The sequence below is a fragment of the Streptomyces sp. NPDC012825 genome (genome assembly GCF_042900925.1).
Lineage (GTDB): Bacteria > Actinomycetota > Actinomycetes > Streptomycetales > Streptomycetaceae > Streptomyces.
Genome location: NZ_JBIBBZ010000006.1, coordinates 164,330 through 189,315 on the forward strand (window position 1 = coordinate 164,330; position 24,986 = coordinate 189,315).

Sequence of the window (24,986 nt, forward strand, 5' to 3'; positions counted from 1 at the left end):
TGGGGAGGTCGGACATGGAGTTCCGGCAGTCGAGCAAGCTGAACGAGGTCTGCTACGAGATCCGCGGCCCGGTGATCGAGCACGCCAACGCCCTGGAGGAGGCGGGCCACAGCGTCCTGCGCCTCAACACGGGCAACCCGGCCCTCTTCGGCTTCGAGGCGCCCGAGGAGATCGTCCAGGACATGATCCGGATGCTCCCCAGGGCCCACGGCTACACCGACTCGCGCGGCATCCTCTCCGCCCGCCGCGCGGTGGCCCAGCGCTACCAGGCCATGGGCCTCCCGGAGGTCGACGTCGACGACGTCTTCCTCGGCAACGGCGTGTCGGAGCTGGTCTCCATGGCCGTGCAGGCCCTCCTGGAGGACGGCGACGAGGTTCTGATCCCCGCCCCCGACTTCCCGCTCTGGACCGCCGCCACCACCCTCGCGGGCGGCAAGGCCGTGCACTACCTGTGCGACGAGTCGGCCGACTGGTACCCGGACCTCGACGACATGGCGTCGAAGATCACCGACCGGACCCGGGCCGTCGTGATCATCAACCCCAACAACCCCACCGGCGCGGTCTATCCGAAGGAGATCGTCGAGGGCGTGCTCGACCTCGCCCGCCGCCACGGCCTGATGGTGCTCGCCGACGAGATCTACGACCGGATCGTCTACGACGAGGCCGTCCATTACCCGGCCGCCTCCCTCGCCGACGACCTGGTGATCCTCACCTTCGGCGGTCTCTCCAAGACCTACCGGGTGGCGGGCTTCCGTTCCGGCTGGCTGGTCGTCACCGGCCCGAAGCGGCACGCCGCGAACTACCTGGAGGGCCTCACCATGCTGGCCTCCATGCGCCTGTGCCCCAACGCCCCCGCCCAGTACGCCATCCAGGCCGCCCTCGGCGGCCGGCAGTCGATCCACGAGCTGACCGCCCCGGGCGGCAGGCTGCGCGAGCAGCGCGACCGCGCCTGGGAGAAGCTCAACGAGATCCCCGGCGTCTCCTGCGTGAAGCCGAAGGGCGCCCTCTACGCCTTCCCCCGCCTCGACCCGGCCGTGCACCGGATCCACGACGACGAGAAGTTCGTCCTCGACCTGCTGCTCCGGGAGAAGATCCAGGTCGTCCAGGGCACCGGCTTCAACTGGCCGCGCCCGGACCACTTCCGCATCCTCACCCTGCCGTACGCCGACGACCTCGACGCCGCGATCAGCCGCATCGGCCGCTTCCTGAGCGGATACCGGCAGTAGCGGACACGGGCGGCGGCAGGTGCGGACACGGGCGGTGACGTGAGCCCTCCCGGCTGTCATGATCAAGGGGTCGGGCGGTCGAGGGAAACGGGAGGGCGGCCGGTCATGGACGCTGCGCTGATAGCCGTGGCGGGAACCCTGCTGGGTGTCGTCTTCACGCACTGGTTCCAGGGGCGGGCCACCGAGCGCACGGCCGCGCTCGCCCGGTCCGAGCAGCTCCGGCAGGAACGGATCGCGACCTACAGTGCCTTCGCCGGTGCGGTCGTCGACTACCGGCACAGCCAGAACGACCGCTGGTTCCGGGCGGTCGAGGAGCCCGGTTCGGAGGAGGCGGAGGAGTCCCGCTTCGCCTCCTACCGGCAGCGCACCGCCGCCCGGCAGGCGCTCTTCCGCGTCCAGTTGGTGTGCGACGACCCCGAGACCCGGCGTCTGGCGGAGAAGGCCTTCGAGGAGACCCACTGCATGCACGAGGCGGTGGGGACCGCGGACCGCGCCCGCCGCTCCGAGCGGGCGAAGAAGGCCCTCGCCCTGTTCGTCGCCGCCGCCGCTCCCGGCGTCCGCTGACGGGGGCGGCCGTGGACCTCGTCGCGCCGGTCGTCGTCGAACCGCTCAAGCGCCGCCGCTGCTCGGAGTGCCACCGGGGGCCGCTGGAACGGATGATCCTCGAGTTCAACGCGCCGGTCTGCCTGGACTGCGCCGACCTCGGGCACCTGGTCTTCCTGCCCCGGGGCGACACGGCCCTCACCCGCCGCGCCCGCGAGGCCTGCACCCTGTGGGCGGTGGTGGTACGGCACAACCGGCGCCGCACGCGGTACGAGCGCCAGGGCCTCCTCGTCGAGGAGGCGGCGCTGGCCGGGGCGGAGCGGGCCTGCCTGGCGGACGCGGAGGCGCGTGCCAGGCGGCGGGCCCGGGACGCGGAGCGGCGCGCGGTCCTCGACGCCGGGATCACCGCGGCCCTCCGGGCGGAGATCCTGCGGCTCTTCCCGTCCTGCCCGGCGGACCGGGCCGACGAGATCGCCGTCCACGCCTCGGCGAAGGGCAGCGGCCGGGTGGGGCGCACGGCCGCGGGCCGCTCGCTCGACCGCGGCGCGGTGATCGCCGCCGTACGGGCCGGGGTACGGCACGTCGACACCCCGTACGACACCCTGCTGATGCAGGGGGTACCGCGTCACCAGGCCCGGACGAGGGTCGCGCCCGCCATCGAGGCGGTGCTCCGGGCCTGGCGCGATGGCGGCGGGGAAGCGCACGGCTGACGGCTCGGGCGTCAGCGCGCGCCGGTCCCGCCGCGCGGGACGTCCCCTCAGGCCCGGTCTCCGGCGCGGCGCGCGCGGCGGTACAGCAGGGCGCCGCCGAGGAGCAGCGCGGCGCTTCCCGCGGCGGCGTAGCCGATGCCGTCCGACGAACCGGTGTGGGCCAGCGCGGCCTCGCCCGTCTCGCCCTGCGGCGCGGGGGCCGGGACGGCGGGAGCGGGGGCCGGCGACTCGTTCTGCGCCTGCGGGACCGGGACGTTCCGCACGGGGGTCTGCGGGCGCGGCGTCGGCGTCTCGACCGGCTGGGTCGGCTGGGTCGGCTTCCCGGGGCCGTTGACCGCCGTGTTGCCGAAGGACGGGTTGCCGATGCCGACCACGTTGACCGAGTTCCCGCTGACGTTCACGGGGAGGTCGACGGGGAGCTGGAGGCCGTTCCCGGAGAGGACGCCGGGCGATCCCTGGGCCTGGCCCTCGGCGGTGGAGCCGCCGCCGTTGGAGGAGCCGCCGCTCTGGGCGCCGCCCCCGTGGGAGCCGCCGGCCTGCTCGCCGCCGCGCGGGGTGCCGGGCTCGTCCTTGTGGGAGTGGGAGCGGCCGCCGCCGTCCTCGTCCGATCCGTAACCCGCGGACTCGTCGGAGACGTTGGCGCAGCCGTTGCCGAAGGCCGGGTTGAGCAGTCCGACGACGTTGACCGTGTTGCCGCAGACGTTGACCGGGACGTGCACCGGCAGCTGAACCGTGTTGCCGGAACCGACTCCCGGCGAACCGACCGCGGCGCCCTGGGCGCCGGCGTCGGCGTGCGCGGCGCCCGCCGAGAGGGCGAGCGCCCCGCCCGTGACCAACAGTGTGGCCAGACCACTTCGGCGAATCTGCCTCATGGCTTCCTGCCTTCCGGAGGTGTGCACGGGCAGTCGCCCGTACCCGAATCAACGCGGCGGACGTGTGCGCCGGATCCGGCCCCCGGAGGGTTTCACCCCAACGAGTGGGACCTGTTCGAGTGTGGACTCACCGTCCCAGGAGTCCGTCGAGGGTGTCGACGGGGTCGGGACCGGGGTGGCCGCGCGGCCACCAGTCCTCGCGGTCGGCGTCCGACTCGTAGCCGTACCAGAGGCCGTCCCGGCCGAGGCGGAGCTGGAGGGACCTGCCGGAGAGGCGGTTGCGCCAGGGGCGGAAGGCGGGGAGGCCGGCGGCGAGCAGCGCGGGTCTGGCCCGGTCGAACGGGCCCGCCGGCGGGTCCCAGGCCTCCTCCAGGACGGCGAGGCCCTCGGCGCCGCCCTGCCGCCAGGCGGCGACGGCGCGGGCCAGGTCCGTGGGGGTGCGGTCGAGGGCGTGGGCCAGGTCGCGGTAGAGCGCGCGGGTGGAGGCGGTGAGTCCGGAGCCGGGGTGCGCGGCGGCGAGCCGGACCGCGTCCTGCCAGGGGGTGAGGGCGGCGACCGGGTCGAGGCCGGTGGTGAGGAAGGCGTGGGCGCGGGCGGCGGCCTCGGTGGCGAGGAGGTCGAGCGCGAGCGGGTCGGGGGCGGCGGGGTCGGGCGGGAAGACGGCCGGGCGGCCGGGCCGGTCGGGGAGCGGCAGCGGGGCGGGCAGCGGCGGGAGCCCGGCGCCGGTGGCGGCGTCGAGGGCGGTGCGGGCGGGGACGGTGGGCGTCGGGGGCGGGGCGGCGGCCGTCTCGGCGGCGGTCCGGGCCGCGTTGCGCCGGGTCAGTTCGGCGAGGAGCTCCTGCTCGCCGCGGCCGCGCATCAGGAAGAGGACGAACGGGTCCTCGTCGAGGAGTCGCGCGGCCTGGTAGCAGAGGGCGGCGGCGTGCTTGCAGGGGTAGCCGTCGTCCGGGCAGGAGCAGTCGGGGACGAGGTCGCCCGGCGCGGGGAGCAGCCCGGTAACCGCCTCCAGGGAGTGCGGCACGTCCTTGTCGAGGAGGGCGGCGATGTGGTCGGGGCGCGCGGTGGCCCGGTCGAGGAACTCCTCCCAGCCGTCGTCGCCGAGGGTCCGCATCCTGATCTCGGTGCGGTACGGGCGGGGCCGGCTGCCGTGGACGTAGGCGACGACCCGGCCGGGGGTGACCGTGATCGCGTCGACGTGGCCGCGTCTCGCGTAGGCCTTGCCGCGGGCGAGGCGGGCCGGGTCGAGGGCGGCGTCCTCCAGTGCCTCGACCCAGGCGTTCCCCCACCAGGTGGCGGCGAACCGTCCGTCGGGGGCTTCGCGGGGCGCGACCTGCGGGAAGGAGCGGCGGCGGTCGTCGTGGCGGGGGGCGGCTCCGCGTGCGGGCCGGGCGCGGTTCACGAGGGCCTCCTCAGGGACACGAGGTCGGCGAGCTCCCGGTCGGTGAGTTCGGTGAGGGCGGCCTCGCCGGAGCCGAGGACGGCGTCGGCCAGGGCCCGCTTGGCGCGGAGCATCTCGGAGATCCGGTCCTCGACCGTGCCCTCGGCGATCAGCCGGTGGACCTGCACCGGCCGGGTCTGTCCGATGCGGTAGGCGCGGTCGGTGGCCTGCTCCTCGACGGCCGGGTTCCACCAGCGGTCGTAGTGGATCACGTGGCCAGCCCGGGTGAGGTTGAGGCCGGTGCCCGCGGCCTTCAGGGAGAGCAGGAAGACGGGGACCTCGCCGCTCTGGAAGCGGTCGACCATCCGCTCCCGCTCGGCCACCGGGGTGCCGCCGTGCAGGAGTTGGGCGGGGATCCCGCGCGCGGCCAGGTGGTCGGCGAGGAGCCGGGCCATCGACACGTACTGGGTGAAGACGAGCACGGACCCGTCCTCGGCGAGGATCGTGTCGAGGAGTTCGTCGAGGAGGGCGAGCTTTCCCGAGCGGCCTGCGAGGCGGGCGGTGCCGGGGCCGCGCGGAGCCTGCTCCTTGAGGAACTGGGCGGGGTGGTTGCAGATCTGTTTGAGGGAGGTCAGCAGCTTCATGACGAGGCCGCGGCGGGCCATGCCCTCGGACTCCTCGATCCGCGCCATGGTCTCGCGGACGGTCGCCTCGTAGAGGGAGGCCTGCTCCCGGGTGAGGGGGACGGGGTGGTCGGACTCCGTCTTGGGCGGCAGCTCGGGGACGATGCCGGGGTCGGACTTGCGGCGGCGCAGAAGGAAGGGCCGCACGAGCCGGGCGAGCCGCTCGACGGCCTCGTCGTGCTCGATCTCCTCGTGGTTCTCCACGGCCCTGGCGTGCCGGGAGCGGAAGGCCTTGAGCGGCCCGAGGAGCCCGGGGGTGGTCCAGTCGAGCAGGGCCCACAGCTCGGAGAGGTTGTTCTCCACGGGGGTGCCGGTCAGGGCGACCCGGGCGGGCGCGGGGATCTCGCGCAGCGCCCTGGCGGTCGCGGAGAACGGGTTCTTGACGTGCTGCGCCTCGTCGGCGACGACCATCCCCCATTCGTGGGCGGCCAGTCGGGCGGTGCTGGTGCGCAGGGTCCCGTAGGTGGTGAGGACGAAGCCGCCTGCGGTGCCGTCCAGGTCCCTGTCGGTGCCGTGGAAGCGCCGCACCGGCACGTCGGGGGCGAACTTCCGCACCTCCCGCTGCCAGTTGCCGAGCAGGGACGCCGGGCAGACGACGAGGGTGGGGGCGCGGCGGGCGCGGCGCAGGTGGAGGGCGATGAGGGTGACGGTCTTGCCGAGGCCCATGTCGTCGGCGAGGCAGCCGCCGAGGCCGAGCGAGGTCATCAGGTCGAGCCAGGCGAGGCCGCGGAGCTGGTAGTCGCGCAGGGTGGCGGTGAGGCCGGGCGGGGCCGGTACGTCCTCGGGTCCGGCCAGGAGCCGGTCGCGGAGGGCGGCGAGGGCCCCGACGGGGACGGCGGGGACGGTCTCGCCGTCCACCTCGGCGGTGCCGGTGAGGGCGACGCCGAGGGCGTCGACCGGTTCGAGCAGGCCGAGCTCCCGCTTGCGGGCCTTGCGGACCAGGTCGGGGTCGACGACGACCCACTGGTCGCGGAGGCGCACGACGGGCCGGTGGGCCTCGGCCAGGAGGTCCATCTCGCGCTCGGTGAGCGGATCGCCGTCGAGGGCCAGCTGCCAGTCGAACCGCAGCAGCTCCTCGCTGTCGAAGAAGGAGGTGCCGTCGGTCGCGGAGCCGGGGGCGGCGAGCGCCGGGCGGACGACGGCGGAGGCGCTGAGCGAGCGGGCCAGCTCACGCGGCCAGTGGACGGCGACCCCGGCGTCGGCGAGCCGGGCGGCGGCCGGGCCGAGCAGCTCGTACAGCTCGTCCTCGGTGACGGCGAGGACGTCGGGCACGTCCCGCTCCAGGAGCCGGGCCAGCGGGGGCCAGACCCGGGCGGCGCGGCGCAGGGCGAGGACGGCGTCGATCCGGGCTCGGGGGCCGAAGTGCTCGCCCTCCCCCGCCCACAGGGCCGTGGCGTCGATGACGAGGGTCGGGTCGGTGAGGCTGTGGACCTGGAGGAGCGCCGCGGCGGCGTGCCGCTCGCCTCCGCTCCCGCCGTGCTTCCCGTCGCCCTTCGCCCCGGGGGCGCCGTCCTCCTCTCCGGGGGCGCCGATGTCGAAGAGTTCGTACGGCGACAGGTCGAGGCGGAGCGAGACGCGGACCCCGGCGTCCATTCCGGCCGCCGCCTCGGCGGCCCAGGCACGCGCGCGGGGCAGGTGCTGCGGGGCGCGGGCCGCGAACGGCGCCCCGACCGCGTGCGGGGCGGCCGGGGTGCGGGGCAGGGTGTCGGCGACGGCGTCGAGGAAGGCGCGGACGAGGACCTCGGGGTCGGACAGCCGCAGCGGCCCGCGGCCGGGGACGGGAACGGCGTACGCCTCGGCCGGCAGGGCGGCCGCGACGGCCCGCAGGTGGGCGATGTCGTCGGCGTCCAGGGGGCCGGCCCGCCAGGCGTCCAGGTCGTCGGCGGTGAGTCCCGGCAGGAGGCGTCCCCGGGCGGCCAGGTGCAGGGCGTGCAGGGCGGCGGCGCCCCAGCCGGCGGTGGCGGGATGGGCGGCCGGATGGTGGCGGGCCGCGACGAGGTGGGGCAGGGCGGCCTCGACGGGGAGGGTGACGGCGGGGACCTCGCGGCTCCGGGCGCCGCTGCCGTGCCGCCGGGTCACGGTCAGCTCGACGCGCTCCGCGCCGGCCACCGCCCCGGGGTCCGGCAGCGCGCCGCCGTCGGGGGCCCAGAAGGCGACCCGGCCCTCGCGGGGAAGGGCGGCGGGCAGGAAGACGGCGGCACCGGTGGCCCACGTGTGTGTCACGGCTCCGCTCTCCTCCCCCGGCCCTCCGCCGCGTGCCGGCACTCCGACGAGTTCCGACGTGGACCTCCGACCTTACGGGTGGGGACTGACAACGGGACCGGCCACCGGTCCGACCACGCCTCCGGCACGGCAGGCCGGGGCATGCGTGCGACGGCGGGCCGCCGGTCCGGCCGCAGATCCGGCCACGGTCGCCGGGCGGCTCCCCCGGGCGGCCCAGCAGCGGATGACACGGGGCCCGGCGGGCGGGAGGGTGGGCCTGGACCGGGGTCGGGCCCGAGAGGCAGGGCCCGTCGTGGTCCGTCCGCCGCAGCCCGTAGTCCTCGCCCTTACTTTCGCCCCCACCTTCACCCGATGTTCGCCCGACAGAAGAGGAACCGCCATGTCCGTTCGCCGGCGTCTCACGACCGCCACCGGGGCCGTGCTGCTCACCCTCGCCGTCGCCGGCTGCTCGGGCCTCGGCCGCACCGCCGTGGGCACGATCGAGTACGAGACGGAGCGCGAGGTGGGGGTGATGGTGACGAGCCCCTCGGTGAAGGGCTGCCACCGCCTGGCGCCCTCGGGCGCGACCAGCGTCGAGAACAACACCCTGGTGGACATCGTGCTGTACCCGACCCGCGACTGCCGGGGCAAGGACTCCACCTACCTGCCGTCCAACACCGGGGAGCACATCGTTCCGGACACCCTGCCCTGGCGCAGCTACAGCGTCATCCACTAGCGCGGGACGTCCCGCTCCCCTTTTCGCTTTCGCCCGGGACGGGTCCATGCTGGAAGTGTCCGAGGAACCCCTACGGGAGATGTGACCGTCATGCGGACCGGGAACGAGCCGGTGACCGCGCGCAGCCCGCTGCGGATGCGGTTCTGGCTGAGCGTGTGGGGGCTGTTGTGGGCGGCCTTCGGCACGGTCGCGTTCGCCGTGGTGAACCGGCCCGGCTGGGCCGCGGCCTGCGGGGTGCTGTTCCTGGTGGTCCTGGTCGATCTGGTCCTCGTGGTGCGGCGCATGCGGCAGGGGGCGCACTGGCAGCCGGGCCGGAACGTCCCTCCGTACGATCCCGGCCCCGACGGCGGGAGGCGCTGAGCACTGCCCGGCACCCGTTCCGTACGTTCCGGCCCCTGCGTCCCGCCTCCGTACGTCCTCAGTTCCGCGAGTCGAAGTCCGCCGCCTCCAGGTACTCCGGCTTGGGGTCGAGCGCGGCGGCCAGGCGGAAGTGCCGGGTGGCCCGGTCGGTCTGTCCGGAGCGCTCGAAGGTGCGGGCGAGGGCGAAGTGGGCGAACGCGTTGTCGGGCTCGCGCTCCAGGACCAGTTCGAACTCCAACTGCGCGGGGCGCAGCTGGGCGGCGGCGAAGAAGGCCCGTGCGCGCAGCAGGCGCGCGGCCGTGTTCTCGGGATGGGCGGCGATCACCGAGTCCAGCAGCTTCACGGCGCCCCGGGGGTCCCGCGCGGCCAGCAGTTGCTCCGCGGCGCGGAAGTCGATGACGTGCGTTTCCGGATTGCTGTCGGCCACGATGGCATCCTTCCCCTCGTTCGGTGGTTGAACACCGGACCCGGCGCCCGCATTCCGTCCGGCCGCCGGAAGGACGGCTCTAGCCGGACGAACCGCTCCGGCCGGAAGAACGGCTCTGGCCGGAGGAGCGGCTCCGAGTGGAGGACGCGGCCCGCCGCGCCAGTTCGTCCCAGACCTTCCGCACCTGCGGTTCGAGGGCGTCGAGCGGTCCGTCGTTGTCGATCACGAGGTCCGCGACGGCCAGCCGCTGCGCGCGCGTCGCCTGGGCCGCCATGCGGGCCCGGGCCTCCGGCTCCGCCATGCCCCGGAGCCGTACGAGCCGGTCGAGCTGGGTCTCCGGGGACGCGTCGACGACCACGACCAGGTCGTAGAGGGGCGCGAGCCCGTTCTCGGTGAGCAGGGGGACGTCGTGGACGACGACGTCCCCGGCCTCCGCACGGCTCTCCAGCTCCGCCGACCGGGCTCCGACCAGGGGGTGGACGATGGCGTTGAGGGTGGCCAGGCGGTCGGCGTCGGTGAACACGAGGGAGCCGAGCTTCGGCCGGTCGAGCACCCCCTCCGCCGTGAGGACGCCCTCGCCGAAGGCCTCCACGACGGCCGCGAGCCCCGGCGTCCCGGGTTCCACGACCTCGCGGGCGATCCGGTCCGCGTCGATGAGGACGGCCCCGTACGAGACGAGCAGTCGTGACACTTCGCTCTTGCCGGCGCCGATCCCGCCGGTCAGGCCCACCTTCAGCATGAGCGGCAGCTTAGGGCCTGCCCCGGCGGGGCTAGGCGTCGCCCTCCCGCTCCGCGAGGAAGCGCTCGAACTCGCGGCCCAGCTCGTCCGCCGACGGCAGGTCGGCGGGCTCCGCGACGAGGTTGCCGCGGGTCTCGGCCCCGGCCACCGCGTCGTACTGGTGCTCCAGGCCCTGCACCAGCGCCACCAGCTCCTCGTCGCCCTCGCCGATCTGGCGGTCGATCTCGGTCTGGGTACGGCGGGCCTCCGTCCGCAGCGAGTGGGCGACGCCGGGGAGGACGAGCCCCGTGGCGGCCGTGACGGCCTCCAGGGCGGTCAGGGCCGCGTCCGGGTAGGCCGAGCGGGCCACGTAGTGCGGGACGTGGGCGGCGACGCCGAGGGTGTCGTGGCCGGCCTCGGTGAGCCGGTACTCCACGAGGGACTCGGCGCTGCCGGGGACCTGGGCCTCGTCGAAGGGGCTGCGGTGACCGGGCATGAGGTCGGTGCGGCTGCCGTGCGGGGTGAGGCCGACCGGGCGGGTGTGCGGCACGCCCATGGGGATGCCGTGGAAGTTGACGGAGAGGCGCACGCCGAGGCGCTCGACGATCTGCCGGACGGCGGCGGCGAACCGCTCCCACTCCACGTCCGGCTCCGGACCGGCGAGGAGGAGGAAGGGGGCGCCGGTGGCGTCCTGCACGAGGTGGACCTCGATGGACGGGGTCTCGTACGCGGTCCAGCGGTCGCGCCGGAAGGTCAGGAGCGGGCGGCGGGCGCGGTAGTCCACGAGCCGGTCGTGGTCGAAACGGGCCACCGGCTGGTGCGGAAGGGTGTCGAGCAGACGCTCGACGATCTGCTCACCGGTCTCGCCCGCGTCGATGTAGCCGTCGAAGTGGTACAGCATGACGAGGCCGGCCGACTCCTGTGCCAGAGCCATGTCGACGACGGCCACGCCCTTCGGGTCCCATTCGTACAAATCCTGCGGATCAAGCACGATTACCGCTCCTCCTCGTGTCCTCTCTGGGAACGTGCCGGGCGGCGCCGCCATTCCCGGGACACGCGATCTTTCGGCGAACGGCCCGAACTCCGGCCACTGGTCCAGACCTTGACACGATCAAGGCGGCTCCCTACCGTCTCCCGGCAGCGTCGCGTTCAGCCCCTCGGTCCCCGTGCACCCACTCGATCCCCGCGCACCTACGGGAACACCCCATTCCTGCCCCGGAAGGCACCCCCATGCGCCCTCGAACGCTGCTCCTCCCGCTCCTCCCCGCGCTCCTCGCCGTCCCCCTCGCGGCCTCTCCGTCCGCCGCGGCGACCATCGAGGTCACGACCGCAGCCCAGCTCAAGTCGGCGCTCACCGCCGCACGTCCCGGCGACACGATCCACCTCGCGGACGGCACGTACACCGGGAACTTCAAGGCCACCACGCCGGGCACCTCGTCCGCCCGGATCACGCTGACCGGCTCCCCGCGCGCGGTGCTGACCGCCGGCGGCGGCTACGGGCTGCACCTCAACGGAGCTTCGTACTGGACGGTGGAGGGGGTCACGGTGACCGGCGGACAGAAGGGGATCATGGCCGACTCCGCGAACGGCGTGGTGATCGACGGGGTGACCGTGCACGGCCTGGACATGGAGGGCGTGCACTTCCGCAACTCCAGCAGGAACGGGGTCCTCAGGAACTCCCGGATCTACGACACCGGGAACGACGGCCGGGGCATGGGCGAGGGCGTGTACGTGGGCACCGCCGGCGATCTCGGGGACAGGAGCGACGGCGCGCAGATCCTGGACAACGTCATCGGGCCGGACGTCGGCGGCGAGAGTGTCGACGTCAAGGAGGGCACGACCGGGGCGAGGATCGTCGGCAACACCTTCGACGGGCGCGGGCTGACCGGCGCCAACTACGACGACTCCTGGGTGGACGTGAAGGGCAACGACGTCCTCGTGGAGAACAACACCGGGGTGAACACGACGAACAACGGCTTCGAGACCCACAGCCAGCAGAGCGGCTGGGGCTGCGGGACGGTCTTCCGCGGCAATCGCGCGGACCTGACGGGCGCTACCGGGCCGCAGCGACTCGCGATCAACGTCGCCCACCAGAGCGCCTCGTGCCGGACCACGGTGTACGCCTCGAACACGGTGACCGGCGGGAACGGGCTGACGAACGTCGCCGTCACGCCCTGAGCCGTGGCCCTACACGGGGCCGGGAGCGGGAGCGGGAGAACGATCGAGGCCCGCTCCCCCGGAGGGGAACGGGCCTCGGTCTCACCAGCGACTAGCGCTCAGCGGAGAGCCTGTTCAGCTCTGGCCGCCGGCCAGCTTCTCGCGCAGGGCGGCGAGCGCCTCGTCCGACGCCAGGGCGCCGGAGTTGTCGTCCGACTCCGAGGAGTAGGAGCCGCCCGAGATGCCCGCACCGGCGTTGCCACCGGCGGCCGGGGCGGCAGCGCCCTCGGCAGCGGCGGCCTCGTCGGCCTCGCGGGACTTGATGACCTGGGCCTGGTGCTGCTCGAAGCGGGACTGCGCCTCGGCGTACTGGGTCTCCCAGGTCTCGCGCTGGGTCTCGTAGCCCTCGAGCCAGTCGTTGGTCTCGGGGTCGAAGCCCTCGGGGTAGATGTAGTTGCCCTGGTCGTCGTAGGACGCGGCCATGCCGTACAGGGTCGGGTCGAACTCGACCGAGGCCGGGTCGGCACCGAAGGACTCGTTGGCCTGCTTCAGCGAGAGGCTGATGCGGCGGCGCTCGAGGTCGATGTCGATGACCTTGACGAAGATCTCGTCGTTGACCTGGACGACCTGCTCCGGGATCTCCACGTGGCGCTCGGCCAGCTCGGAGATGTGGACCAGACCCTCGATGCCCTCGTCCACGCGGACGAACGCACCGAACGGAACCAGCTTGGTGACCTTACCCGGGACGACCTGACCGATCTGGTGGGTCCGGGCGAACTGCTGCCACGGGTCCTCCTGCGTCGCCTTCAGCGACAGGGAGACGCGCTCGCGGTCCATGTCCACGTCGAGAACCTCGACGGTGACCTCCTGGCCGACCTCGACGACCTCGGACGGGTGGTCGATGTGCTTCCAGGACAGCTCGGAGACGTGCACGAGACCGTCGACGCCACCCAGGTCCACGAAGGCACCGAAGTTGACGATCGAGGACACGACGCCGGAGCGGACCTGACCCTTCTGGAGGGTCGTGAGGAAGGTCTGGCGGACCTCGGACTGGGTCTGCTCCAGCCAGGCGCGGCGGGACAGGACCACGTTGTTGCGGTTCTTGTCCAGCTCGATGATCTTCGCCTCGAGCTCCTTGCCCACGTAGGGCTGGAGGTCGCGGACGCGACGCATCTCGACCAGGGAGGCCGGGAGGAAGCCGCGGAGGCCGATGTCGAGGATGAGACCACCCTTGACGACCTCGATGACGGTACCGGTGACGATGCCGTCCTCTTCCTTGATCTTCTCGATGGTGCCCCAGGCGCGCTCGTACTGGGCACGCTTCTTCGAGAGGATCAGGCGGCCTTCCTTGTCCTCCTTCTGGAGAACCAGGGCCTCGATCTCGTCGCCGACCTTGACGACCTCGTTCGGGTCGACGTCGTGCTTGATCGAGAGCTCGCGGCTCGGGATGACACCTTCGGTCTTGTAACCGATGTCGAGCAGGACCTCGTCCCGGTCGACCTTCACGATGACGCCGTCGACGATGTCGCCGTCGTTGAAGTACTTGATCGTCTCGTCGATCGCGGCGAGGAAGGCTTCCTCGTTACCGATGTCGTTGACCGCAACCTGCGGGGTGGTGCTGGTGGCGGTGGTCTCGGTGCTGCTCGTCATGTGGGAAAGGGCTCCGGTTACGGACAGAAGGTCGTAGGTACTGCTACGCCGAGAGCCCGTTATCGCACCAAGAAGCCGGACAGCCAAGGAAACCCCTGCCCGCGGACGGGAGGAGCCTCGAAAACCGAGGGGACATATACCAGGTACGAGCGCGGCCTGCTCCGTCTGAGGCACGCAGACCCGCAGCGCAACCTTTAGCATACGGAAGCGGCCGGACAGGGTCAATGCGCGAAGCGCGCACCCGGGGCAGATCCGCTCAACTCCGGCGCCATTCATGTCCATCCACGCCGTATCGGCGTGGTCCGCCGCACGGCGGTACTGAGCGCAAACTACATCGGCGGGCGAGATGAACCAAGGGTACGGACGCGAAGACGCGGTCGAGGACGAGGCCGACGGGGCGGAGGCGACCCGGCGTGAGGCGGGGGACGCGGAGAGCAGCCGGGCGAGCCGCGGATGGTGGGACCGGAACGCCGACGAGTACCAGAGCGAGCACGGCTCCTTCCTGGGCGACGACCGGTTCGTGTGGGGTCCCGAAGGGCTCGACGAGGCGGAGGCCGGGCTCCTCGGTCCGGCCGCCTCGCTGAAGGACCTCGACGTCCTGGAGATCGGCGCGGGCGCGGCGCAGTGCTCGCGGTGGCTGGCGGCGCGGGGGGCGCGGCCGGTGGCGCTCGACCTCTCGCACCGGCAGCTCCAGCACGCGCTGCGGATCGGCGGCGAGGTGCCGCTGGTGGAGGCGGACGCGGTGGCGCTGCCGTTCCGGGACGGCTCCTTCGACCTGGCCTGCTCGGCGTACGGGGCGGTGCCGTTCGTCGCCGATCCGGTACGGGTCTTCCGCGAGGTACGCCGGGTGCTGCGGCCGGGCGGGCGCTGGGTGTTCTCGGTGACGCACCCGATCCGCTGGGCCTTCCCCGACGAGCCGGGGCCCGAGGGGCTCTCGGTCGCGGCCTCCTACTTCGACCGCACGCCGTACGTCGAGCAGGACGAGGAGGGGCGGGCGGTGTACGTGGAGCACCACCGGACGCTCGGGGACCGGGTGCGGGACGTGGTGGCCGGCGGGTTCCGGCTGGTGGACCTGGTCGAGCCGGAGTGGCCGGCCTGGAACGGTCAGGAGTGGGGCGGCTGGTCCCCGCTGCGGGGGAACCTGATCCCGGGGACGGCGATCTTCGTGTGCGAGCGGGCGGAGTAGGGGAGAGGCAGGAGAAGAGGCTGCGCCGGTTCCAGCAGCTCCACCGGCTTCGTCAGCTTCACCGGCTTCACCGGCTTCACCGGCTTCGTCAGCTTCACCGGCTTCGTCAGCTTCACCGGCTTCGCCAGATCCACCAGCTTCATCAGTCTTACTTGCGTACTTATGGGCGGGCCCTGTGGACAACGGGGCTCGCCTTTTTCTTCCGCGTACGAGACTGAGTGCGTGATCCGAAACGAAGCGCTCGACCGTCTCCCCGTCCGCCATGCCGTCCCCGAGCTGCTCTCCGCGCTCGCGGAGCGCGGCGTGGCGGTGCTGTCCGCTCCTCCCGGCACCGGCAAGACGACGCTGGTCCCGCCGGTGCTGGCGGGACTCATGGGGGACGGGCCTGCGCGCCGGGTGCTGGTGGCCGAGCCGCGCCGGATGGCGGTGCGGGCGGCGGCCCGGCGGATGGCGTGGCTGCTCGGCGAGGAGGTCGGCGGCACGGTCGGCTTCTCGGTGCGCGGCGAGCGGCGGGCCGGGCCGGCGACCCGGGTCGAGGTGGTGACCACGGGCATCCTGCTTCAGCGGCTCCAGCGCGACCCGGAACTCGCGGGGGTCGACGTGGTGCTGCTCGACGAGTGCCACGAACGGCACCTGGACGCCGACACCGCGATGGCGTTCCTGGTGGACGTGCGGGCGGCCCTGCGGCCGGAACTGAAGCTGGTCGCGGCCTCGGCGACGAGCGACGCCGAGGCATGGGCCCGGCTGCTGACGGCCCTCGACGGCGACGGTCCCGCACCGATCGTGCGGAGCGAGGGGGAGGGGCACGGGTACGAGGTCCGGTTCGCCCCGCCGCCCGCCGGGATCAGGCCCGCGCACGGCACCTGGGTGGATCCGGCGCTGCTGCGCCACGTGGCGGCGACGGTCCGGCTCGCCCTGGAGCGGCACGGGGGCGACGTCCTCTGCTTCCTGCCGGGTACGGGGGAGATCGCGCGGACGGCGGGGCTGCTGTCCGGCCTGGACGCCGAGGTGCTCCAGCTGCACGGGCGGGCTCCGGCGGCGGTGCAGGACGCGGTGCTGCGGGGCGCCGAGCCGGGCGGGCGGCGCCGGGTGGTGCTCTCGACGGCGGTGGCGGAGTCGAGCCTGACGGTCCCGGGGGTGCGGATCGTGGTCGACTCGGGGCTCGCGCGGGAGCCCCGGACGGACCACGCCCGGGGGCTCGGGTCGCTGGCGACGGTGCCGGTGTCGACGGCCGCGGCGACCCAGCGGGCCGGGCGCTCGGGACGCGAGGCGCCCGGTGTGGTCTACCGCTGCTGGGCGGAGGCGGAGGACGGCGGCCGGGCGCGGTTCCCGTCGCCCGGGATCAGGATCTCGGACCTGGCGGACTTCGCTCTGCGGGCCGCCTGCTGGGGCGACCCGACGGCCGGAGGGCTCGCGCTGCTCGACGCGCCGCCGGCCGGGGCGATGGAGGCGGCCCGTTCGGTCCTCGGGTCGATCGGGGCCGTGGACGCGGCGGGCCGGGCCACGGAGCGCGGGGTGCGGATGTCCCGGCTCGGGCTCCACCCCCGGCTGGGCCGCGCCCTGCTGGACGGTGCGCCGGAGGTCGGGGTCCGGCGGGCCGCCGAGGTGGTCGCGCTGCTGAGCGAGGAACCGCCGCGCGACTACGGGGACGACCTGGCGGCGGCCTGGCGGGCGGCCCGCCGTGGCTCGGACGGGTACGGCGCGCGGTGGAGGGCGGAGGCGCGCCGTCTGGAGCGGGCGGCCGGCGTGGTGGCGACCAGGGACGGCGGGGGTGCCGAAGGTGCCGGGAGCGGGGGCAGGGATGCCAGAGGTGCTGGGAACGGGGGCGGGAGTGCCGGAGATGCCGGGAGCGGGGACGGGGGTGTCTCGGCGTCCGGGAGAAGTGGTGGTGGCGTCGCGGTGGCGGTCGGGGAGGGCGAGGACGCCGTGGCCGGGCTGGTGACGGCGCTCGCCTTCCCCGAGCGAGTGGCCAGGGCTCGGGAACAGGGCGGTTTCCTGATGGTGTCGGGGAGCGGGGCGCGGCTCGCCGAGGGCTCCGGGTTGCGGTCCGCGCCGTGGCTGGCCGTGGCGGTGGCGGACCGTACGGCCCGGGACGCCACCGCGCGGGTGCGGCTCGCGGCGGTGGTGGACGAGGCCGTGGCGCGGCGGGCGGCCGGCCATCTGCGGTCCACCGGCGAGGAGGTCCACTGGGAGGACGGGGACGTGGTCGCGCGCTCGGTGGACCGGCTGGGCGCGGTCGAGCTGGCGGTCCGGCCGCTGGGCACCGGGGCCGATCGCGCCCTGGTGCGGGAGGCGCTGATCGACGGCCTGCGGCGCGAGGGGCTCGGGCTGCTGCGGTGGAGCCGGGAGGCCGGGGAGCTGCGCGAGCGGCTGGCGTTCCTCCACCGGGAGGTGGGCGAACCGTGGCCGGACGTGTCGGAGGCGGCGCTGGTCGACCGGGCCGGGGAGTGGCTGGAACCGGAGCTGTCCCGGGCCGGGCGCCGTGCCGACCTGGGGCGGATCGGCGCCGGTGAGGCCCTGCGGCGGCTGCTGCCGTGGGCGTCGGGCGATGCGGGTCGGCTGGACGAGCTGGCACCGGAGCGGATCGAGGTGCCGAGCGGTTCGCGGATACGGGTGGAGTACGGGGGCGACCGGCCGGTGCTCGCGGTGAAGCTCCAGGAGATGTTCGGCCTGGCCGAGACGCCCCGGGTGGCGGGGGTTCCGGTGCTCGTGCACCTCCTCTCCCCCGCCGGGCGGCCGGCGGCGGTGACCGCCGACCTGGCGTCGTTCTGGCGGGACGGTTACCGCGCGGTGCGGGCGGAACTGCGGGGACGGTATCCGAAGCATCCGTGGCCGGAGGACCCGTCCGCGGCGGTGGCGACCCGGCACACCAGTGCGCGGCTCAAGGGGGGACGGTGACTCCGGAGGGGTCGGCGGGACGGGACGCGGTCCGGGAACGCGAAGCGCCGCCCCCTCGTCCGGTGCGGACGGAAGGGGGGCGCGGGGGGGGCGCGGTGCGGCCGGGCGGGGCCGGTGCCTGGGGGCCTCGGGCGAGGCGGCCGGGCCCGGAGCCCTGGTCAGCCTTCGGGTCCGTGACCGGCCCCCGGGGTGCGATCAGGCCTCGGGGCAGTGGCTGCCCCGGGGCGGCGGTCAGGCCTCGGAGCAGCGGCCGACCCCGGGGGTGGCGGTCAGGCCTCGGGGCAATGATCGGCCCCCGGGGTGGTGGTCAGGCCTTGGGGGTGGTGGAGGTGGAGATGGAGGGGTCCGTCGGCGTGGAGGACGACGGGGAAGGAGAGGTGGACGGCGAGGGGGAGGCCTCGGGCGTGCTGCTCCCGGAGGGCTCCGGTTCCGGCTTCGGGGTGGGAGTGGGGGTGGGAGTGGGCGTGGTGGCGGGTTCGGTGACCTTGAGTTCGACGAAGACGGAGCCGCCCCCGGGCGTGGTCAGCCTGAGGTAGTACGCGCCCGCCTTGTCGCCCGCGAGGAGGTCGCCCGCCGCGAGGGTGAGGGTGCCGTCCACGGCGGTCCGGAAGGTGGCGGTGCGGGAGGACGTGCTCTTGAAGGTCGGGCCCTCGGCGCTCGCCTCCTTGTCCGTCTTCGCGGTGACGATCTGCGCGGTGACGAGCACGCCGGGGGCGAGGGCGCCCTTGAGGGTGGCCTTCGCCTGGACCTGCTGGTCGAAGGCGGTGCCGGTGGCGGCCGACAGGGAGGCGTCGCCGACGCTGACGAGGGTGTCCGCCTGGCGCTCCGTGACGGAGACGGCGAAGTCGGCCGCGTCCAGGGTCCGGCCCACGACGGTGGCCCGGATCTTGAACGTTCCCGTCTTCTCGCCGGCTCGCAGCGCCGGGGCGGAAGCGACGCCGGACGCGGTGGTGGTCGCGGTGACGACGGTCCTGCCCCCGGCGAAGCGGGTGTCGGTGGCCCCGACGATCTCGAAGCGGACGCTCACCCCGGGGACCGGCTTGCCCGAGGCGTCGAGCGCCGCGGCCCGGGGGGTCTTCGCGAAGTCGCTGCCGGTGGTCACGGTCAGCTGCCCGTTGGCCGCGACCGAGAGCACCGCCACCTTCTCGGCCGGCGAAGTGGTGGCGGGCGGCGTCGGGTCGGTGGTGGGGGGCTTGGTCGGGACGGTCGGCGGCTTGGTCGTCCCGGGCTTGGTCGGCGTCGGGTTCTGGGTGTCCGGCTTCGGCGCGGGGGACGTCGGGGAGGGGGACGTCGGCACGGACGGGAACGGCACGGTGGTGGGGCTGGGGAAGCCGCCCGGACGCCGGTCGTCGCTGCGGTCGACCGGCAGCACGCCCGTGCCGTCCGGGATCTGGTGGGTGCCGCGCTTGTAGTACTCGAACCAGGACAGGACCGTGTTCAGGTACTCGGTCGAGCGGTTGTAGCTGAGGATCGCGCGGTCGAGGTCGGCCCTGAGCGCGAGGTTGCGGTCGTTGGCGCAGAGGTAGAGACCGGCGGCCTGTGCCGCGTCGTAGATGTTGTTCGGGTCCTTCTTCCCGTCGCCGTTGGCGTCCTGGCCCCACGTGGCCCAGGTGGACGGGATGAACTGCATCGGGCCGACGGCCCGGTCGTGGACCCTGTCGCCGTCGTAGGCGCCGCCGTCGGTGTCGGAGATGTCGGCGAAGCCGACGCCGTTGAGGGCGGGGCCGAGGATCGGCGAGGTGGTCGTGCCGTTGCCGTCGACCCGGCCGCCGCGCGCCTGTCCGGACTCGACCTTGCCGATGCCGGCGAGCAGCTGCCACGGCAGGTTGCAGGCGGGGTCGGTCGAGCGTATGGACAGCTCGGCCCGCTTGTAGGCGGAGAGGACGGACGCGGGTATGCCGGCCTCGGCGGGGCCGGTGACCACCGGCGGCAGGTTGATGCTCACCGCGGGCCCGCCCGGCTTGTTCAGCGGCGGCAGCGCCGTGTAGTACGGCGAGTCGCCGGTGGCGGAGCCCTCGCCGGACGGCGGGGCGGTCTCCCCCGCGCCGACGGCGCGGTCGCCGCCGGCGTTGTCCGTGGTCGGCTGTATCGCCTCCGGTGCCTGCGACGCGGCGAGCGCGGCGACCGCCGCGGCCACCACCGCGCCACTGGTGGCCCCCCTGCGCAGCCGGCGGCCCATGTCCGGTGCCATATGTGTCGTCCCTCCCCATTCGACTGGGGCCCCGTGCTCCCCGCGCGTGGCCTCCGGCGACCCTATGCCAACTCCGTACCGACGAGTACCGGCCCGTGACCGTGTTTCACGCTTTCGCCACCTCTTGGCCGCCTCCCGATCAAACGGGAGCGGGAACCGACCGGGGCGCCCGTCGCCTCTTGCACTGCGACCGATCATGGACCGCCGGCCGATCCCCGCGGGCCGCCGCCGTCCGAACCCCGGGAGCCCCTCTTGCCGTTCACGCCGAGCCATGCCGCCGCCGTGCTGCCCGGGCTGCGCCGGGACGGGACCGGGCGCGGGCCGCTGGTCGCGTCGGCCCTCGTCGCGGGTTCCTTCGCGCCCGACACGACCTACTTCGCCGCCACGGCGTTCCCCGGCGCGATGGCCTTCGGGGACGTCACGCACTCCCCCGCCGGGATCGTCACGGCGGACGTCCTGATCACGGCCGCGCTCGTCGGCCTGTGGCTGACCGTGCGCGAACCGCTCGTGGCACTGCTGCCCGCCCGGTGGCGGGGCAGGGTGTACGGGCTCGTCGTGGGCCGCCGTCGGCACGACCGGCGGCCCGCCGCGCTCGCGGGCCGGTTCTGTCTCTCGGCGGTGCTGGGCGCCACGACCCACGTGGTGTGGGACTCCTTCACCCACATCGACCGCTGGGGCACCCGCGCGATCCCCCTCCTCGGCGAGATCGTGGCCGGCTTCCCCGTCTACCTCTACGCGCAGTACGGGGGTTCGGCGCTGGCCCTGGTGCTCCTCGTGTGGTTCGCCGCCCGTGCGCTGCGCGCCACCGCGCCGGGGGTGGGGCTTCCCGCCGGCGTGCCGGTCCCGGACCGGCGCGGGCGGTTGATCGCGGCCGGGCTCATCGGCGGCTGCGTCCTCGCCGGGGTCGCCCACCGGGTGCTGCGCTGGGCCGCGTACTGGGGCTGGGACCGGATCGAGACGCCCCTGGACGTCATCCCGACGGCGTGCTTCGGGGCCGGCGCCGGGCTCGCCGTCGGGCTCGTGCTGTACGGGGCGGGGGCGCGGCTCCTCGGAGCGTCGCCCGCTCCCGGGGCGGAGGTCCCGGCGTCCCGGCCGGAGCGCTCCCGTCCGGGACCTCGCCGACCTCCTCGGAGGGGGTGAAGTCGCGGGCCGACGCGCTCCCGGAGAGTCTGCGGTGCACGGCCAGGGCGACCCCCTCCAGGGTGCGGACGCCGTACCGCATGGTGGGGTTGTCGTGGCTCAGGAGCGCCAGCCGGTAGTCGGTCGCGGAGGCACCGCCCGTCCCGGCCCCCGCGCCCGCTCCTCCGCCCCCGCCTCCGCTCCGGCCCTTCCCCTTGCCGGCGGCCGGGCGCACCACGCCGACGCTGTGGACGCGCCAGGCGTGGGTGGCGCGGGGCAGCCAGCCGTTCTTGAGGTGGACCTTGACCGTGCGGGGCGCGCCCGAGGTGACGCCCCAGGCCTGGTCGCGGACGACCTGGCCCATCAGGGACAGCGCCTCGGTACGGCGGGACACCGCGGCCAGGAGGGCGAGTTGGTCGCGGGCGGTGGTGCGGGTGAGGCCCCAGTAGCCGCCGTGCCCCGGGACGGTGTTCCGGGCCCCGACGTCGCGCAGCACCCTGGTGAGGCGGGCGCGGGAGAGCCCCTGCCACAGCTCGCCGGCCGCCTTGTTGTCGGAGCGGGTGATCATCGCCCTCATCCGCTGGGACTCCGGGCGGGTGGGCGCGCGGCCGAGCTCCGCCGCCCGTCCGAGGACGGCTTCCAGGATGAGGACCTTGGCGATGCTGGCGGAGTCGTACACCAGGGTGTCGTCGAGCCGGCAGCGCAGTCCTCGCGCGGGGGCGTGCAGGGCGACGGAGACCGTGCCGTCGCGGCCCCCGAGCGCCTTCGCGATGTCCTGGGACAGCCGGGTGGCGAGGGTCGGTTCGCGGGACGAGGTGCAGAGTGCGGGTGCCCGGTGCGCCTCGGCGGGGTGGACGGCGCCCGATGCCCCGAGGACGGCTCCGAGCAGGGCCCAGGCGCGAAGGCGGGCGCGGCGGCTCGTGATCATGCTGATCAGTCTCGTGAGCCCGGCGGCCGGGACGCCCTCCGGAGTGGTCCATCCGGCGCAAACCGCATGCCCCCGGGCTTTTCGTACGGCATTCGCACGCCCCCAGGACCCCGTACGACATCCGCACGCTCCGGGACCCCGTACGGCAACCGCGCGCCCTCTGCGTCCCGTACGACGACCGCCCGCCCCCGGGGCCGGGGGCGGGCGGTCGTCGGTGCGTGTCAGTGCGCGGCGGAGTCCCAGTCCCGGCCGACGCCGACGGAGACGTCGAGCGGGGCGCGCAGGTGGGCCGCGCCGGACATCTGCTCGCGGACCAGGGCCTCGACCCGCTCGCGCTCGCCGGGGGCGAGTTCGAGCACGATCTCGTCGTGGACCTGGAGGAGCATCCGGGAGGTGAGGCCCGCCTCCGTGAGCGCCCGGTCGACGTTCAGCATGGCGACCTTCACGATGTCGGCGGCCGTGCCCTGGATGGGGGCGTTGAGCGCCATCCGCTCGGCGGCCTCGCGGCGCTGCCGGTTGTCGCTGTTGAGGTCGGGCAGGTAGCGGCGGCGGCCCAGCATCGTCTCGGTGTACCCGGTGGCGCGGGCCTCGTCGACGACCCGGCGCAGGTAGTCCCGCACCCCGCCGAAGCGCTCGAAGTAGGTCTCCATCAGGATCCGGGCCTCGGCCGGGTCGATGGTGAGCTGCTGGGCGAGGCCGAAGGCGGAGAGGCCGTAGGCCAGGCCGTACGACATGGCCTTGATCTTGCGGCGCATCTCGGCGTCGACGGCGGACCGCTCGACGCCGAAGACCTGCGAGGCGACGGTGGTGTGCAGGTCCTCGCCGGAGGTGAAGGCCTCGATGAGGCCCTCGTCCTCGGAGAGGTGGGCCATGACCCGCAGCTCGATCTGGCTGTAGTCGGCGGTCATCAGGGCCTCGAAGCCCTCGCCGACGACGAAGCCGTGCCGGATGGCCCGGCCCTCGTCGGTGCGCACCGGCACGTTCTGCAGGTTGGGGTCGGTGGAGGAGAGGCGGCCGGTGGCGGCGACGGTCTGGCTGAAGGTGGTGTGGATCCGGCCGTCGGCGGCGACGGTCTTGATCAGGCCCTCGACGGTGGAGCGGAGCCGGGCCTGCTCGCGGTGGCGGAGCATGATCACGGGCAGTTCGTGCTCGGTCTGCCCGGCCAGCCAGGCGAGCGCGTCGGCGTCGGTGGTGTAGCCGGTCTTGGTCTTCTTGGTCTTCGGGAGGTTCAGCTCGCCGAAGAAGACCTCCTGGAGCTGCTTGGGCGAGCCGAGGTTGAACTCGTGGCCGACGGAGGCGTGGGCCTCCTTCACGGCCTGCTGGACGGCTCCGGCGAACTGCTGCTCCATGGCCTCCAGGTGCTCGCGGTCGGCGGCGATGCCGTGCCGCTCCAGGCGGGCGAGGAGGGCGGAGGTGGGCAGCTCGACCTCGTGGAGGAGCTCGCGGGCGCCGACCTCGCCGAGCCGCTCGTCGAAGGCGTCGCCGAGGTCCAGGACGGCGCGGGCCTGGGCCATGAGGGCCTCGGCCTCGGCGGTGTCGTCGGCGCCGAAGGCGAGCTGCCCGTCGGCGGCGGACGCGGGGGCGAGCTCGCGGCCGAGGTACTCGATCGAGAGCGCGTCCAGGGCGAAGGAGCGGCGGCCGGGCTTGACGAGGTAGGCGGCGAGGGCGGTGTCCATGGTGACGCCCGCCACGCTCCAGCCGTGCTCGGGGAAGACCCGCATGGCGCCCTTGGCGTTGTGCATCACCTTGGGGCGGTCGGGGTCGGAGATCCACGCGGCCCAGGCCCGCTCGTCGGCCTCGTCGATCCCGCTGGGGTCGAACCAGGCGGCGGCGCCCCCGGCGGCGGCGAGGGCGACCTCGCTGACGTTTCCGGTGCCGAGCGCCCAGCTGTCGACGGTGGCGATGCCGAGGGGCCCGGTGCCGTGCTCGGCGAGCCAGGGGGCGAGCTCGCCGGCGGCCAGGACGGAGGCGTCGAGCTCGACGCCCGCGGCGGGGGCCGGGGCGGCCTCCTCGGCGGAGCCCGGGTCGACGGCGAGGAGCCGCTCGCGCAGGGAGGGGTTGCGGATCTCCAGGGTGTCGAGGACGAGGGCGACGGCCGGACGGTCGTAGGGCTCGCGGGCGAGGTCGGCCACGGTCTTCGGCAGCTCGACGTCCCGGACCATCTCGGTCAGGCGCCGGTTGAGCTTGACCGACTCCAGGTGGTCGCGGAAGTTCTGCCCGGCCACGCCCTTGACCTCGTCGGCGCGCTCGACGAGCTGGTCGAAGGAGCCGAACTGGCCGATCCACTTCGCGGCGGTCTTCTCGCCGACCTTGGGGATGCCCGGCAGGTTGTCGGACGGGTCGCCGCGCAGGGCCGCGAAGTCGGGGTACTGCGCGGGGCTCAGGCCGTACTTCTCCTGGATCTTCTCCGGGGTGAAGCGGGTCAGCTCGGAGACGCCCTTGGTGGGGTAGAGCACGGTGACGTGGTCGGTGACGAGCTGGAAGGAGTCCCGGTCGCCGGTGACGATCAGGACGTCGAAGCCCTCGGCCTCGGCCTGCGTGGCGAGGGTGGCGATGACGTCGTCCGCCTCGAAGCCGTCGACGGCGAAGCGCTGCGCGCGCATCGCGTCGAGCAGCTCGCCGATCAGCTCGACCTGCCCCTTGAACTCGTCGGGGGTCTTCGAGCGGTTCGCCTTGTACTCGGGGAACTCCTCGGACCGCCAGGTCTTGCGGGACACGTCGAACGCCACCGCGAAGTGCGTGGGCGCCTCGTCGCGCAGCGTGTTCGCCAGCATCGAGGCGAACCCGTAGATCGCGTTCGTCGGCTGCCCCGTCGCGGTGGTGAAGTTCTCCGCGGGCAGCGCGAAGAACGCCCGGTACGCGAGCGAGTGCCCGTCCATCAGGAGCAGGCGGGGACGGGTGTCTGCGGGGTTCTTCGATGCTGTCTGGGCCACGGGACGATCCTGCCACGGCCCACCGACAATCCCCTCCTCACCGGTCGGGGTGCCGGGCTGTCGGTGGCG

The 24,986-nt window shown here is 74.2% G+C and carries 18 protein-coding genes and 1 pseudogene; 9 read left to right on the forward strand and 10 right to left on the reverse strand.

Going from position 1 to position 24,986, the window contains the following annotated elements; all coding sequences use genetic code 11:
* The first annotated feature begins 14 nt into the window (after positions 1 to 14).
* From ACFY7E_RS16340 to ACFY7E_RS16350, 3 genes are all read left to right on the forward strand, one after another.
* Positions 15 to 1,226, forward strand: a complete 1,212-nt coding sequence (locus ACFY7E_RS16340) for a pyridoxal phosphate-dependent aminotransferase (RefSeq protein WP_389485263.1) — start codon at positions 15 to 17, stop codon at positions 1,224 to 1,226.
* Between the two features lie 105 nt (positions 1,227 to 1,331).
* Positions 1,332 to 1,790, forward strand: coding sequence for a hypothetical protein (locus tag ACFY7E_RS16345; protein ID WP_383437726.1), 459 nt, complete (start codon positions 1,332 to 1,334; stop codon positions 1,788 to 1,790).
* Between the two features lie 11 nt (positions 1,791 to 1,801).
* Positions 1,802 to 2,479 (forward strand): DUF2293 domain-containing protein, encoded by a 678-nt coding sequence (locus ACFY7E_RS16350; RefSeq protein ID WP_389485265.1) that lies wholly within the window; start codon positions 1,802 to 1,804, stop codon positions 2,477 to 2,479.
* 47 nt (positions 2,480 to 2,526) lie between these two features.
* Here the strand turns inward: ACFY7E_RS16350 and ACFY7E_RS16355 are convergent, their stop codons facing one another.
* The 3 genes from ACFY7E_RS16355 to ACFY7E_RS16365 all read right to left on the reverse strand — a co-directional run bounded on the left by ACFY7E_RS16355 (position 2,527) and on the right by ACFY7E_RS16365 (position 7,635).
* A complete protein-coding gene (locus ACFY7E_RS16355) occupies positions 2,527 to 3,351 on the reverse strand; it encodes a chaplin (protein ID WP_389485268.1) in 825 nt (274 codons plus the stop codon).
* 127 nt (positions 3,352 to 3,478) lie between these two features.
* Positions 3,479 to 4,750 carry an SWIM zinc finger family protein gene (locus ACFY7E_RS16360; protein WP_389485271.1) on the reverse strand — a complete coding sequence of 424 codons (1,272 nt, stop codon included), beginning with the start codon at positions 4,748 to 4,750 and terminating at the stop codon, positions 3,479 to 3,481.
* Complete coding sequence (locus tag ACFY7E_RS16365) at positions 4,747 to 7,635, reverse strand: DEAD/DEAH box helicase (protein ID WP_389485274.1); 2,889 nt, start codon at positions 7,633 to 7,635, stop codon at positions 4,747 to 4,749. Before ACFY7E_RS16365 ends, ACFY7E_RS16360 begins: the two co-directional genes overlap by 4 nt.
* Positions 7,636 to 8,014: 379 nt before the next feature.
* Here ACFY7E_RS16365 and ACFY7E_RS16370 point away from each other — a divergent pair, with 379 nt between their 5' ends.
* Positions 8,015 to 8,350 (forward strand): hypothetical protein, encoded by a 336-nt coding sequence (locus ACFY7E_RS16370; protein ID WP_383437713.1) that lies wholly within the window; start codon positions 8,015 to 8,017, stop codon positions 8,348 to 8,350.
* Positions 8,351 to 8,440: 90 nt separating this feature from the next.
* A complete protein-coding gene (locus tag ACFY7E_RS16375) occupies positions 8,441 to 8,710 on the forward strand; it encodes a DUF6343 family protein (RefSeq protein ID WP_389485277.1) in 270 nt (89 codons plus the stop codon).
* Positions 8,711 to 8,768: 58 nt separating this feature from the next.
* On the opposite strand, the gene ACFY7E_RS16380 is transcribed toward ACFY7E_RS16375, so the two are convergent.
* The 3 genes from ACFY7E_RS16380 to ACFY7E_RS16390 all read right to left on the reverse strand — a co-directional run bounded on the left by ACFY7E_RS16380 (position 8,769) and on the right by ACFY7E_RS16390 (position 10,846).
* Positions 8,769 to 9,137 carry a tetratricopeptide repeat protein gene (locus ACFY7E_RS16380; protein ID WP_383437708.1) on the reverse strand — a complete coding sequence of 123 codons (369 nt, stop codon included), beginning with the start codon at positions 9,135 to 9,137 and terminating at the stop codon, positions 8,769 to 8,771.
* Positions 9,138 to 9,216: 79 nt separating this feature from the next.
* Positions 9,217 to 9,876 (reverse strand): dephospho-CoA kinase, encoded by a 660-nt coding sequence (gene coaE / locus ACFY7E_RS16385; RefSeq protein WP_389485281.1) that lies wholly within the window; start codon positions 9,874 to 9,876, stop codon positions 9,217 to 9,219.
* A gap of 31 nt (positions 9,877 to 9,907) precedes the next feature.
* On the reverse strand, positions 9,908 to 10,846 hold the full coding sequence (locus ACFY7E_RS16390) for a PAC2 family protein (RefSeq protein ID WP_389485284.1): 939 nt from the start codon (positions 10,844 to 10,846) through the stop codon (positions 9,908 to 9,910).
* Positions 10,847 to 11,085: 239 nt separating this feature from the next.
* Here ACFY7E_RS16390 and ACFY7E_RS16395 point away from each other — a divergent pair, with 239 nt between their 5' ends.
* Positions 11,086 to 12,033, forward strand: a complete 948-nt coding sequence (locus tag ACFY7E_RS16395; protein ID WP_389485287.1) for a right-handed parallel beta-helix repeat-containing protein — start codon at positions 11,086 to 11,088, stop codon at positions 12,031 to 12,033.
* 114 nt (positions 12,034 to 12,147) lie between these two features.
* On the opposite strand, the gene rpsA is transcribed toward ACFY7E_RS16395, so the two are convergent.
* A complete protein-coding gene (gene rpsA, locus ACFY7E_RS16400) occupies positions 12,148 to 13,662 on the reverse strand; it encodes a 30S ribosomal protein S1 (RefSeq protein WP_383437697.1) in 1,515 nt (504 codons plus the stop codon).
* Between the two features lie 346 nt (positions 13,663 to 14,008).
* Between rpsA and ACFY7E_RS16405 the strand changes: the two genes are divergently transcribed.
* Both ACFY7E_RS16405 and ACFY7E_RS16410 read left to right on the forward strand, forming a co-directional pair.
* The gene (locus ACFY7E_RS16405; protein WP_389485290.1) at positions 14,009 to 14,848 is read left to right on the forward strand and encodes a class I SAM-dependent methyltransferase; all 840 of its coding nucleotides are present in this window, start codon (positions 14,009 to 14,011) and stop codon (positions 14,846 to 14,848) included.
* Positions 14,849 to 15,070: 222 nt separating this feature from the next.
* Complete coding sequence (locus ACFY7E_RS16410; RefSeq protein WP_389485293.1) at positions 15,071 to 17,746, forward strand: ATP-dependent RNA helicase; 2,676 nt, start codon at positions 15,071 to 15,073, stop codon at positions 17,744 to 17,746.
* A gap of 307 nt (positions 17,747 to 18,053) precedes the next feature.
* Here ACFY7E_RS16410 and ACFY7E_RS16415 read toward each other — a convergent pair whose 3' ends face one another.
* Positions 18,054 to 19,937: a lytic transglycosylase domain-containing protein gene (locus ACFY7E_RS16415; RefSeq protein ID WP_389485295.1), complete on the reverse strand. Its 1,884-nt coding sequence runs from the start codon at positions 19,935 to 19,937 to the stop codon at positions 18,054 to 18,056.
* A gap of 252 nt (positions 19,938 to 20,189) precedes the next feature.
* Here ACFY7E_RS16415 and ACFY7E_RS16420 point away from each other — a divergent pair, with 252 nt between their 5' ends.
* Positions 20,190 to 21,077, forward strand: coding sequence for a DUF4184 family protein (locus ACFY7E_RS16420; protein WP_389485298.1), 888 nt, complete (start codon positions 20,190 to 20,192; stop codon positions 21,075 to 21,077).
* 208 nt (positions 21,078 to 21,285) lie between these two features.
* Here ACFY7E_RS16420 and ACFY7E_RS16425 read toward each other — a convergent pair.
* Positions 21,286 to 21,984, reverse strand: a pseudogene (locus tag ACFY7E_RS16425) (serine hydrolase); the annotation flags it as partial.
* 221 nt (positions 21,985 to 22,205) lie between these two features.
* Positions 22,206 to 24,917, reverse strand: a complete 2,712-nt coding sequence (polA, locus tag ACFY7E_RS16430; RefSeq protein ID WP_389485301.1) for a DNA polymerase I — start codon at positions 24,915 to 24,917, stop codon at positions 22,206 to 22,208.
* Between the last annotated feature and the right edge of the window lie 69 nt (positions 24,918 to 24,986).

What these genes read in the sequence shown, in the direction of transcription:
- ACFY7E_RS16340 (WP_389485263.1), top strand. Translation starts at nt 15, where the DNA reads ATGGAGTTCCGGCAGTCGAGCAAGCTGAACGAGGTCTGCTACGAGATC.
- ACFY7E_RS16345 (WP_383437726.1), top strand. Translation starts at nt 1,332, where the DNA reads ATGGACGCTGCGCTGATAGCCGTGGCGGGAACCCTGCTGGGTGTCGTC.
- ACFY7E_RS16355 (WP_389485268.1), bottom strand. Translation starts at nt 3,351, where the DNA reads ATGAGGCAGATTCGCCGAAGTGGTCTGGCCACACTGTTGGTCACGGGC.
- ACFY7E_RS16370 (WP_383437713.1), top strand. Translation starts at nt 8,015, where the DNA reads ATGTCCGTTCGCCGGCGTCTCACGACCGCCACCGGGGCCGTGCTGCTC.
- ACFY7E_RS16375 (WP_389485277.1), top strand. Translation starts at nt 8,441, where the DNA reads ATGCGGACCGGGAACGAGCCGGTGACCGCGCGCAGCCCGCTGCGGATG.
- coaE (WP_389485281.1), bottom strand. Translation starts at nt 9,876, where the DNA reads ATGCTGAAGGTGGGCCTGACCGGCGGGATCGGCGCCGGCAAGAGCGAA.
- ACFY7E_RS16395 (WP_389485287.1), top strand. Translation starts at nt 11,086, where the DNA reads ATGCGCCCTCGAACGCTGCTCCTCCCGCTCCTCCCCGCGCTCCTCGCC.
- rpsA (WP_383437697.1), bottom strand. Translation starts at nt 13,662, where the DNA reads ATGACGAGCAGCACCGAGACCACCGCCACCAGCACCACCCCGCAGGTT.
- ACFY7E_RS16405 (WP_389485290.1), top strand. Translation starts at nt 14,009, where the DNA reads ATGAACCAAGGGTACGGACGCGAAGACGCGGTCGAGGACGAGGCCGAC.
- ACFY7E_RS16415 (WP_389485295.1), bottom strand. Translation starts at nt 19,937, where the DNA reads ATGGCACCGGACATGGGCCGCCGGCTGCGCAGGGGGGCCACCAGTGGC.